The following is an 11,767-nucleotide window of genomic DNA, read 5'->3' on the forward strand; positions in this document are numbered from 1 at the left end:
GATGCTCGCGGTTCAGCTCGGCGGGCTTTGTCATGGCAGGTCATGCATTTGGCGCATGTAGGCATAGCAACGCAGCGTCTACTGGCCGGGTCGTGGGGCTTCCATACTGATTTCGTCCGAACTTCCCGTTTTAGGACGCCAAGCCCGAAGGTCTATGGGTTGGAACGCCGGGAACCATACAGTGCCACACGGCAGGAGGGCATTCATGCCGACACCAATATCAGAGTTCGTTTCAGCCGCACGAGCCAGCGAGCCAACAGTTTTGGCAGCCGCGCTCTCGCAAATCACAGGCGACATGAAGTGGGCAGAGGACGCGCGTTTGTGCGGCTTGCGTCGCTGGAGCGCAGGGCAACAGCAACACATCGACGAAGATGGGCAGGCGTTCCTGGATGAAGCGGGAGCCGAACTGGAGCGTCTGGCGTCCAACGGTTTCAAGACCACAAACGTAATAAACGATCCGCAGGCGCTTCTCCACATCGCTCGGACCGCCATCGACGAACGCCTAGATGGGTCATTCACGGCGAAGCTGGAACATCACCTTAACCCCGAACTGTGCAAAGTGACCTTTGATCCGGCCGCCGTGAAACGCAGGAATCTCAAGGTCACCATCGTCGGTGCCGGCATGAGCGGTCTGGGGCTGGCTTTCAGCTTGGCGGAAGCGGGGATCGATTTCGAGATCCTCGAAATGAGCCAAGAACTCGGTGGTATCTGGTTCGACAACACCTATCCCGAATGCGGCGTGGACACGCAGGCCTTCCAGTACGCATGGGATGTCGAGCCCAATCTCGACTGGACTCGCTATGACGTCAAACGCGATGAGATCCTTCAGTACATCCGTGATTCAGCCTTCAAGCGCGGCGTCATGGATCGAATTCAGTTCGGAGTGAAGGTCGGAATGGGCACTTGGGATGCAGAGAAGTCTCAGTGGCTACTCGACATCACCCGGGACGGAGCCGCCGATACGATGAGCACGGACGTCTTGGTGGTCGCTGTTGGTTCGTTGAATCAGCCGAAAATCCCCGACCTCCCCGGCTCTGACATCTACGGCGGAGAAACGTTCCATACGGCCCGCTGGCGGGATGACCTCCAACTGGAGGGTAAGAGGGTAGCGATCCTCGGAAGCGGCTCCAGCGGAGTGCAGGTTACGCGCACGGTAGCCCAGGTTGCAGAGGAACTCTTCATCTTCATCCGCAGTCCACACTGGATGCGCCCGCGCAAACCCACCGAGATAGGTGAAGTGAGCGATGGGAAGCGCTGGCTGCTCCGGAACCTTCCGAACTATCTGGCCTGGTACCGGTTCTACCTCGACTTCGTGCTCGGTGACAGGGAACACCGGCGCATGATCCTGCAGGAGACCCCCGAAGGGTTGAAGCCGAGTCCGGAAAATGATGCTGTCCGCGACGAGCTCACAGCTTACATCCGTAGGGAACTGGGCGACCGCGAGGATCTTATTGAAAAGGTCACCCCGAACTATCCTCCGTACTCGAAGCGATTGGTAGTCGACAACGGGTGGTACAACGCCCTGACCAAACCCAACGTCGCTCTCGTCAATGATCAAATCGTCGGTCTGGATGAGACGGGCATTTTGACGGCGGACGGGAACCATTACGCGGTCGATGTCATTGGCTATGCGACAGGGTTCCACGGAACCCGCTATTTCTGGCCTCTAGATTTGGTCAGCGCCAAAGGAAAGAAGCTTGCTGAGACGTTCGGGAGCGATGATGACCTTCGCGCATACCTGGGAACGGCAATGGCCGACTATCCGAACCTGTTTGCCCTACAGGGACCAAACACAGCCATCGGGCACGGTGGCGGGGCAACCTTCATGTCTGAAGGCCAGGGACGCTTCATCCTGTCATGTCTCAAGACCCTGATCGAAGAAGACAAGCGGTCGATCGAAGTCAAGCCCGAAGTCGTCCAGGATTACAACGAGGCCATTGATGAACGACTGAACCGGATGGTTTGGACTGAGCCCGGCCTGGTTAGTCGGTTCCGGAACAGTACCGGGCGCGTCATCACGAATCATCCGTGGACACTGCTGGAATTTTGGGAGCGCACCCGTTCCCCACAGATGGACGACTTCATTATCGACGGCGCTGGTCGTACCGATACAGGGGAAGCCATGCCAGAGAATCACCCCGCCAGGTCCATGGCTTAACAGATCAGGGGATCAGTAAAGCCCCATCGAAGAACTAGAAGCCCCGGCATTCGGAATCGGTGTTGAAGAGCAGCATCGCCGAGGTCGTTGGCCACCGCTCAGGTATTAAGGAAAGAGGACAACCATGACGACGAACGCACCTCTGCCCCCGTACAGCAAAACTCGGGAGACGGACGGTCTGGTGTTTACGTCCGGCCATATAGGCCGCGATGCGTCCGGCCACGTGAAAAACGGCCTTGAAGCCCAGATGGACCTGGCACTCCAGAATCTGGAAGAGTCCCTGTCCCGGCACGGGCTGAATCGGGCAGATGTAGTACGAACTACAGTCTATTTGGCCGAAATGGATGACTGGGAGCAGATGAACGTGCCCTACCGGGCGTTCTTCGAAGAGCCTTACCCTGCCCGCTCAACAGTATCGGTCGGCTTACCCAAGGGCCTGCTGGTCGAGATTGACGCCATTGCAGGCAAGAGACGAACCGAAAGCTCAGTCGACGCCTCGACTCACACCGCCTCTCCGGCGGAGGCGCGCTGATGGGGACACTGCTAACCAGCGACGCTCTCGAATGGATCGGGCGGCAAATCGAAGTAAACGGCGACGAGATCACCGAATCAATGGTCCAACAGTACGTCTACGCGTCCGAAGACGATCATCCCGCCTACGTCAGTGACACTTCAGCGGAAGCCGTGGGCACCTCTCGCGTCGTCCCACCGATGCTGTATCAAGCAGCGACTCGACCCTATGTGCCTTTGAACAAATACTCTTCGGACGGGATTGTGATCGAAAACCGACCGGTCATCGGCACCGGACAGTCGGTGGGCGGAACTCTCGCCGTCGAGTGGGTCCGTCCGTTGAAAATCGGTGACCGGCTCTCGGGACTGAAAACCCTTGTCTCGATGGAAGAAAAGGCCGGATCACGACGGACATTTGTTGTCGTGACTTGGGAAACCAATTACACGGATCAGAAAGGAGAGGTGGTCATTCGTGAAAGCTACGAGCAGATTTGCTTCTGATTACAGTATCCAATCAGAGGTTCCCGCCGAGTATCAGCCGGGTGCGCCGCTAGATGTGTTGGAGCGGAGCGTGAACCGGGTGCAATCGACCCTCTACAGCGCCGCTATCCGGTTCGCCCATCAGGTGCACTTTGACGATGAGCTCTGCAAAGCCCAGGGATGGAATGGCGTCATACTTCCGGGCTTCCTCCTGGGAAATTGGTGCCTGGAAGCGGTCACCCGGACCCTTGGGCCACGCTCTGTGGTGCGGTCCGTCAGTTTCCGGCTCACTTCGGTGGCCTACCCGGACACTCTGCATCGCATCTCCGGGGAGGTAGTCAAAGTCGAAGATGAAGGCGAATGGACCGTGGTTACCTGCACGGTGACCGTCAAAGATTTGAGCGACAACGTGGTGACAAAAGCGACGGTGGCCGCAGCTGTCCCCAACACTGCCTGATAAGCCCGGCAAGGCCGCCCAGAGACCCGACAGAATCCCGCTGCTGAAAAAGGACGTGCACCGTGACGATTTCCACCGCAGACCTCCGGGCACAGGCCCGGGAACATCTACTTCCGCACTTCACAAGGAGGGCCACATGGCAGGATGAGGCCTTGCCGGTGATCGTTCGAGGAGAAGGTTCCCATGTGTTTGACGACACGGGGCGCCGCTATCTGGATGGGCTTTCAGGACTATTCTGCGTCAACATGGGCCACGGCCGGTCGGACATTGTCGCCGCGGCAGCCGCCCAGATGCAGCAGCTGGCCTACTGGACGAACTGGTCCGCCACGCATCCTTCCGCGGTGGAGGCGGCGACCCTGATTTCCGGGCTCGGGCCGGCCGGCCTGGGTACAACGTTCTTTGTGAGTTCAGGTTCCGAGGCCGTGGAGTCTGCACTCAAGTTCAGCCGTCAGTACCACCTGAGTCAAGGTGAGGGACGACGGGTGAAATTCATTGCCCGTGACATGGCCTATCACGGAACGACCATGGGGGCGCTCAGCGTCACGGGCATTGATCGCTTTAAGGACCCATTCGGTCCGCTCCTTCCGGGCGTCCGTCATTTTCCGAACACCGGCTACGACACCCTCGGCAACGGGGAGTCCGCTGCGCAGCTTCCCAGCCTGCAGGCCCTTCTTCAAATCATCGAAGAGGAGGGCGCGGATACCATCGCGGCCATCATCGCCGAACCTGTGCAGAATGCCGGCGGCGCGCTGGTACCGCCCGAGGGATACTGGCAGGAACTTCGTCGCATCTGCGACCGGATTGGGTGTCTTCTCATTGCCGATGAAGTCATCACGGCCTTCGGTCGAGTGGGCGAGTGGTTTGGGAGCACCAGATTTGGCGCGGATCCGGACATCATCACCTTTGCCAAAGGAGTCACCTCGGGATACGCCCCGTTCGGCGGAGTTCTCATCCGTGATGGTCTCGTCCGCTCGTTAATGGACTCCCCGAAGGCGGGGATGTTCTCCCATGGCACTACGTGGGGCGGACATCCGGTCTCTTCAGCCGTGACCGTCGCAAATCTCACCGCAATGCGGGACGAAGGAATCCTCCACCACGTACGTGATGAGGAACCAAGACTGCAACGGGGCCTGACGGAGATCCGCGAAAATCATGCGTGCGTGAAGGACTGGCGGGGTACTGGATTCTTCTACGTCGTAGAATTCACTGGCAATCGTCATACCGGAAGGGAACTGACTGCACTCGAAACTGCATCAATCACCCGAGAGGTACTGCCCGCTGCCATGAAGAGGGTCAACTTGCTGACCCGTGCAGATGATCGAGGCGGTGCAATGCTGGTGCTCTGCCCACCCCTGGTCGCTGATGGGGCCGTATTGGACGAGCTACTCCTTAGCGTTGAAGCAGTGGTGTCGGCAGTAGAGCACTACCTTGGCTCCTAGACAGCAGCCCCTCGCAGTCCATTCCAGGATTCTGCTTTTGGATACAGGGAAGTCCGCGTGGACGGGCTGATGGTCACTGCCGCCGCAGCGGTAGTCGACGTTCGTACTGGCTCGTCGATAGCTGTAGGATTCGGTGGCACCGGGAGCGGTGATTCCAGGCTCGTTCAGGCTCTTCATGATTCCGGAGTAGGGGACTTGAGAATTGTCTCCGACTATTCGGAACTGGTTGGTTGGGGCCTCGACCCACTTATTTTGGACGGCCAAGTCAGGCGCATCATCGCCCAAGACGTTGGAGACAACACCGAAATCGGCAGGAAGTATCTCGGAGGTGAGCTCGAAGTCGAGCTTACTTCGCATGACACCTTGGTCCAAAGACTTAGGGCTGGAGCGCGGGGAGTCCGCGCGTTTTATGCACCAGAGGCTTCAGCCAGACAAGCTTCGGTTGGCGACCGGCCTTGGAAACACGACACCGCAGGTGGTGTTTCTGTAGTCTCGCCGCGTAAAGACGTCCGTAAAATTTGTGGCGCCTCCTACATCCTCGAACGAGGTATCACCACGGATTTCGCCCTCATAAGGGCATGGAAGGGGGACCGTCATGGCAACCTCATTTACCGTGAATCAGACAGGGAACTCAACTCTCTTTTCGCGCTTTCAAGCAGAGTCACGATTGCTGAAGTTGAGGAACTGGTGGAGCCCGAGGACCTCGACCCGGACTCGGTGCACACGCCAGGTGCGCTCGTACACCGACTTACGGTTCGTGGGAGCTGACTGAACGATGAAGGCCGTAGCCGCGGCTCAGTGGCGCGGTGCGTCACCTTCCAATTTTTCGCCACCTTGACGAGAGGTGCCCGCGGTGGCCATGGCTCATGCGTATTGGGAATGACTCCATGACAAATGACCGGCTACCGGAGGGAAATCGTAGCGACAATACTGCAAAAGTACCCCCGTTCTAAAAGTGCCCTGCAGAAATCGTTCTGCACAGGCAATCGAGGGCGGGGCAGTGAGCAAGCAAAACTATTGAGGAGCGTAATGGACTTCAAGCAGGTTGTCGGAGACAGGCGAGCGATCCGCTACTACAAGCCGTACCGGCCCGTGGAGAAGCAAAAGATCCAGGTCATCCTGGAAGCAGCCCGACTTCAATGCTCCCAAGCCAACACGCATCAGCTTCGTAAAGCGGTGGTGCTGACCAGGGGCGAGACTCCGGACCACATCTTTGACGGGATCGTCAATGCGCTGCACAACCAGACGATGGCCCAACTGGCTCCGGTCATCATTGTGTGGGTCGTTGATTTGAGCGCGTGGAACAACATGCGCGATCTCCTTATGGAACTTATTGACGTGGGAGCACTGAACTCGACTCAGGGCTGGACCGAGGAGAAGGTGGACTCGGGGGTCCTGCAAACACCTGAGTTCAACGTCATGAAGGGTGACAGGCACTTCGCGGAGTGGCTCAGTGCCATCGAAGTTGGCCTCGGGATCGGAAGTGCGGTCTTGGCGGCCGTCGATCAGGGGCTGGGGTCGTGCCTTGCGTCTGGAGATCGGGATGCCATGAAGCCGATTCTGGGCCTGCCGGACGACGTGACACCTGCTCAGCTCCAACTGGTCGGCTATCCCGCGGAGGACGCCCAAGCCGGCGGTCAGCGTCCACGGGCACCTTTTGAAACGCTGTTCTTCGAGCACACATGGGGAAACCCTTTGGAGCAAGATGAAGCCACTCTTTCTTACCTTAAAGAAACAGGAATGATCCAGGAGCCGGCGCCAGCCTCTTGGCGCAAAGCCGAGGTAGAGGCCCTCAGCAGGATGTTCGATTTCGGTGAGAACACCATGACGAAGGACTAGGCAGCTCATGTCCATTGTGTGTTTCGGGGGCGGAATCGGAGCAACGAGGCTTTGGCGTTCCCTAGCCGACGGGATCGGCCAGGAGTCACTGACGCTGGTAGTTAATACTGCCGATGACCTTTGGCACTACGGCCTGCGTGTGTGTCCCGATATAGACACTGTGATCTATGGCCTGTCCGGAAAACAGGATGTGGAACGCGGGTGGGGCCTGCAGGATGAGTCCTTTACTGCGATGTCGTCGCTCGCCGAGCTGGGCGAGGACGTATGGTTCAATCTTGGGGATCGAGACCTTGCCACACACCTCATCAGAACCCGCATGCTGGGCCGGGGCAGTTCCCTCACGGACGTGACCTCGCACTTGGCCGGGGCGAATGGCGTGACCACCCGGGTACTGCCGATGTGCGATGAAGAAGTCAGCACAGAAGTCCTCGAGCAGGGCGGAGACTGGACGTCATTCCAAGAGTTCCACGTCCGGCACCGGGCGGAACCACTGGTCCGGGAGGTCCGATACAACGGAATTGACCTGGCGAAGACCCCGCCCGCAGTCTTGGAGGCACTTGATTCGGCTTCGCTGGTGATACTGGGTCCAAGCAGTCCAATCGCCAGCATCTTGCCCATCCTTTCTGTTGGTGAGACCCGTGCGGCCATGAGGGATTCCGGCGCTCCCGTAGTTGCAGTGACGCCGATCGTGTCAGGTACACCGTTCAGCAATCCTGGTGACGCCCACCGCGCAAAACTACGCGAGCGTCTGATGGCTGCGACTGGACTTCCTCATACCGCTTCGGCTGCTGCTTCGCTGTATGCGGGTCTTGCGGACTTCTTCATCGTTGACGACGCCGACGAGAGCGAGACGCCGAGTATTGACGCTCTCGGTATGAGGGCAGTGGTGGCCCCCACGTTGACGCACACTAATCCGAGCTCCACTGCTGATCTCGTCAGGGCAGTGACGGAGCTTGCAAGGACATAAGAATTCGTTCAGAACGAACTAGCTGAAAGTACTGGCTCATGACCACAGCAAACGTACGAGAAGTTCGCAGGGCCATCGCCCGTGCGGAGAAGGGGGCTTCCCTTGATTTGGCGGAGGCTACTGCCCTTCTGGACGCCCGCGATGGGGAGTTGGATAGGCTTTGCGTGGTCGCGGCACGAGTTCGTGACGCTGGCCTCCGCGAAGCGGGCCGCCCCAAGTCGATCACCTACTCTCCAAAGGTGTTCATCCCGATCACAAGATTGTGTCGGGACCGCTGCCACTACTGCACGTTCGTGGAGACGCCTGACCAAGCAGCCCGGGAAGGCCGGGGACCTTACATGTCCCCGGACGAGATCGTCAAAGTTGCAAGGGAGGGCGCTCTGGCCGGATGCACAGAGGCACTGTTCACCCTCGGGGACAGACCCGAAGACCGGTGGCCCGAAGCTAGCACCTGGCTGCATGAGCACGGTTATGATTCGACCCTGGATTATGTTCGGGCGATGGCGGTGAAGGTTCTTGAGGAGACGGGGCTGCTGCCCCACTTGAACCCGGGTGTGATGTCATGGGAAGAAATGGGCCGGTTGAAGCCTGTAAGCGCCTCGATGGGAATGATGCTGGAGACCACATCCGAGCGGCTTTACAGGACGAAGGGCGCCGCTCACTTCGGATCACCTGACAAGGACCCGGCGCTGCGTTTACGTGTTCTGGAGGACGCCGGGCGCCAATCGATTCCGTTTACAACGGGGCTGTTGGTAGGCATCGGCGAAACCACCGAAGAACGGGCCGAGACCATCTTTGCTTTGCGGAAAGTGGCCCGCGAGTATGGTCATATCCAGGAGGTCATAGTTCAGAACTTCAGGGCCAAACCAAAAACAGCAATGCATCTTGTGCCCGATCTCGGCCTCGATGAGTACCTTGCAGTGATAGCAGTTGCGCGGATTCTCCTGGGGCCGAAAATGCGGATTCAAGCCCCACCCAACTTGGTGGATGTCGATCAATGTACGCGACTGCTAGCGGCCGGCGTTGACGATTGGGGTGGTGTCTCGCCAGTTACTCCCGATCATGTGAACCCCGAACGACCGTGGCCTTCGCTCGATGTGCTTCGGCAAGTTACACAGCAAGCGGGCTTCACACTTCGTGCCCGACTGGCTGCTCAGCCCGAATATGCCATGACGGGGGAACCGTGGATCGATCCGAGGGTCTCTAAGCATGTCAGCGCCCTGATGGACCATGAGGGGTTGGTGCACCGGTCGATCACCAGCGGAACCAGACGCCCCATAGGCATGCCGTGGCAGGAGCCCGACTTGGCCTTCGAGGGGTTGGGACGCACCGATTTGCATGCAACAGTGGACACCGAAGGGCGACGGGCTGCAGTTCGAAGCGACTTTCAGAATGTCTACGGTGATTGGTCTGCGGTCGGAGACCACGCGGCCTCTACCTCGTTGCCAAAATCATTTCAGGGCGCCATACCCCGGGTGAGCGGTGACGGTATTGCCGCGCTGCGGGCCGCTGAAGCTAACCCTGGGCAGTTATCTGACGAGCATGCGTTGACCCTGATGACGGCGGAAGGTGATTTGCTGGCTCAGGTGGTGAAACTGGCCGATGACCTGCGTCGGGAGGTGGTTGGAGAGAATGTCACTTATGTGGTGAACCGCAACATCAACTTCACCAACGTCTGCTACGTGGGCTGTAGATTCTGTGCGTTCGCCCAGCGCCGCACTGACCCGGATGCCTACTCGTTGTCCCTCGAACAGGTGGCGGACAGGGCAGAAGAAGCTTGGAAGCTTTCGGCAACGGAAGTTTGTATGCAGGGCGGCATCGATCCGCAGCTGCCTGGTACGGCATATTTCGATCTTGCAAGCGCGGTAAAGCGCCGGGTTCCTGGCATGCACGTCCATGCGTTCAGTCCCATGGAGATCGTCAATGGAGCCAGCCGCACGGGGCTCTCGATCCGCGAGTTCCTCATCCGCGCTAAGGAGGCCGGACTGGATTCCATTCCAGGAACAGCGGCAGAGATTTTGGATGATGATGTCCGATGGGTACTGACCAAAGGCAAGCTGCCCACAAGCACGTGGATCGACGTAATAACCACAGCGCACAAGGTTGGGATCCCTTCATCGTCAACGATGATGTACGGTCACGTTGACCACCCCCGGCACTGGGTCCAGCATCTGCGCGTGCTTTCCCGGATACAGGATGAAACGGGTGGTTTCACAGAATTCGTCCCGCTTCCGTTTGTTCACAATTCGTCCCCGATTTACTTGGCTGGCATTGCCCGCCCAGGGCCTACGCCCCGCGACAACCTGGCGGTGCACGCCATGGGCAGGATCATGTTGCATGGCCGCATCAACAACATCCAAACATCGTGGGTCAAGCTTGGCACCGCCGGCACACAGGCCATGCTCAACGCAGGGGCAAATGATGTCGGGGGCACCCTGATGGAAGAGACGATTTCGAGGATGGCCGGTTCCGAGCACGGGTCGGCGAAAACCGTGGAGGAACTTGTAGCCATCGGTGCCGAAATTGGCCGTCCCGTGGTCGAACGCACAACGACGTACGGTTCTCGGTCCCCGCTGGCCAAAGTTTCCTAAGCCCGGAAGGCGTCAACAGAGCCGCCTCCGCAACGCGGAAGATCGCCGAGATACGTAGCCGAACTGCCCTAACTCGAGGGGTCTCCAAGCCGTAGCGCTTAGGGGCCCCTCAGCAGTTTCGGGCAGGCAAAGTAATGCCTGAAATGCATGCTTGCATAGAGGACTGGCCTCTACTGGCCGAGTTCGTACTGCGTGAGCATGGAAACATGGAAGCTCTTGATGACAAGACAGCAGCGGCGAACCGGCCCGTAAAAACCGACAATCGACGCCGTACCTTGACGCTACTGGCCCCTGGTCTCGGCCTGGCCGTCGGTGGTGCGGTTGTGGCGATTGGAATCACACTCTTAATGCGGGGGGTCAGTCCGCTTTTGGTCGCAATCGCGATGGGTTTGGCGGCCCGAAATCTCGGCCTGCTTCCCGAGCGACTCACCGCCGGACTCACAGTTGCCAGCAGGGTTCCCTTGAGGCTCGGCATCGTCGTCCTGGGTCTGCAACTGTCCCTTCAAGACCTCGCCGGATTAGGTTGGGGAATCCCGATCCTGGCTGCAGTGGTGGTAGCCGGGGGCATCTTCGGCACCTTGGGCCTTGGCCGGATCCTCAAGGTTCCCACACGGCAGAGCCTTTTGGTCGCCTGTGGATTCTCAATCTGCGGCGCTGCCGCCGTCGCCGGAGTCCAAGGGGTTCTTGACGCGGATGAGGAAGAAACAGTCACAGCTGTCGCACTCGTGGTCCTGTTCGGCACCCTCATGATTCCAAGCATTCCGCTGCTGGCCGGACTCCTGGGCCTGCCCAGCGATGCCGCCGCAGTCTGGGCTGGTGCTTCCATTCATGAGGTGGCCCAAGTGGTCGCTGCGGGAGGAATCATCGGCGGCACGGCGCTGGCTACAGCAGTCACAGTCAAACTCGCCCGTGTCCTCATGCTGGCCCCCACGGTCGCAGTTCTATCCTGGCGTCAGCGTCGGTCCGGCACCGCAGCCGGGAAGAAGCGTCCTCCGATTGTTCCCCTGTTCATGATCGGGTTCATGGTCATGGTCCTGCTCAGGAGCACGCTGCCTGTGCCTACGGACGTATTAGCTGCCGCATCAACCATTCAAAGCTTCCTGCTTGCAACGGCGATGTTCGCACTGGGTACCAGTGTCCGGTTGAAAACCTTGCTGAAGCGCGGCGGTCGGACACTTGCGCTGGCGGGAGGCTCCACGGTCATTGTCTGCGCCCTGGGCTTGGCAGGGGCTCTCATCGTCACCTAAGCCGCAGTCCGCGTCGTCGAAATAGCCAGTCGTGGCGGTCGGCCCAAATCGCCGCCGTCTCAGCCCACTCCTCTTTATA

General features: G+C 59.1%; 10 protein-coding genes. All 10 read left to right on the forward strand.

Translation table 11 applies throughout. The features are described 5' to 3' along the window. Positions 1 to 205: 205 nt before the first annotated feature. The 10 genes from IEY62_RS09380 to IEY62_RS09425 all read left to right on the forward strand — a co-directional run bounded on the left by IEY62_RS09380 (position 206) and on the right by IEY62_RS09425 (position 11,688). Positions 206 to 2,158, forward strand: a complete 1,953-nt coding sequence (locus IEY62_RS09380; protein WP_189016518.1) for a flavin-containing monooxygenase — start codon at positions 206 to 208, stop codon at positions 2,156 to 2,158. Between the two features lie 124 nt (positions 2,159 to 2,282). Next, positions 2,283 to 2,690 carry a RidA family protein gene (locus IEY62_RS09385; protein WP_189016520.1) on the forward strand — a complete coding sequence of 136 codons (408 nt, stop codon included), beginning with the start codon at positions 2,283 to 2,285 and terminating at the stop codon, positions 2,688 to 2,690. Continuing rightward, the gene (locus IEY62_RS09390; protein ID WP_189016524.1) at positions 2,690 to 3,169 is read left to right on the forward strand and encodes a MaoC family dehydratase; all 480 of its coding nucleotides are present in this window, start codon (positions 2,690 to 2,692) and stop codon (positions 3,167 to 3,169) included. Before IEY62_RS09385 ends, IEY62_RS09390 begins: the two co-directional genes overlap by 1 nt. Positions 3,170 to 3,239: 70 nt before the next feature. Then, positions 3,240 to 3,605 carry a hotdog family protein gene (locus IEY62_RS09395; RefSeq protein WP_189016527.1) on the forward strand — a complete coding sequence of 122 codons (366 nt, stop codon included), beginning with the start codon at positions 3,240 to 3,242 and terminating at the stop codon, positions 3,603 to 3,605. Between the two features lie 62 nt (positions 3,606 to 3,667). Beyond that, entirely contained in the window at positions 3,668 to 5,044 is a 1,377-nt protein-coding gene (locus IEY62_RS09400) for an aminotransferase class III-fold pyridoxal phosphate-dependent enzyme (protein WP_229785161.1), read from the forward strand. 57 nt (positions 5,045 to 5,101) lie between these two features. Next, positions 5,102 to 5,812: a CoA transferase subunit A gene (locus IEY62_RS09405; protein WP_189016530.1), complete on the forward strand. Its 711-nt coding sequence runs from the start codon at positions 5,102 to 5,104 to the stop codon at positions 5,810 to 5,812. Positions 5,813 to 6,073: 261 nt separating this feature from the next. After that, positions 6,074 to 6,883 (forward strand): nitroreductase family protein, encoded by an 810-nt coding sequence (locus tag IEY62_RS09410; RefSeq protein WP_189016533.1) that lies wholly within the window; start codon positions 6,074 to 6,076, stop codon positions 6,881 to 6,883. Positions 6,884 to 6,890: 7 nt separating this feature from the next. Continuing rightward, the gene (gene cofD, locus IEY62_RS09415) at positions 6,891 to 7,850 is read left to right on the forward strand and encodes a 2-phospho-L-lactate transferase (protein WP_189016536.1); all 960 of its coding nucleotides are present in this window, start codon (positions 6,891 to 6,893) and stop codon (positions 7,848 to 7,850) included. A 38-nt stretch (positions 7,851 to 7,888) separates the two neighbouring features. Next, positions 7,889 to 10,441 (forward strand): bifunctional FO biosynthesis protein CofGH, encoded by a 2,553-nt coding sequence (locus IEY62_RS09420; protein ID WP_189016539.1) that lies wholly within the window; start codon positions 7,889 to 7,891, stop codon positions 10,439 to 10,441. Between the two features lie 206 nt (positions 10,442 to 10,647). Then, the gene (locus tag IEY62_RS09425; RefSeq protein WP_189016542.1) at positions 10,648 to 11,688 is read left to right on the forward strand and encodes a YeiH family protein; all 1,041 of its coding nucleotides are present in this window, start codon (positions 10,648 to 10,650) and stop codon (positions 11,686 to 11,688) included. Positions 11,689 to 11,767 lie beyond the last annotated feature (79 nt).

This window comes from Paenarthrobacter histidinolovorans (assembly GCF_014647595.1).
Taxonomy (GTDB): Bacteria; Actinomycetota; Actinomycetes; order Actinomycetales; family Micrococcaceae; genus Arthrobacter; species Arthrobacter histidinolovorans.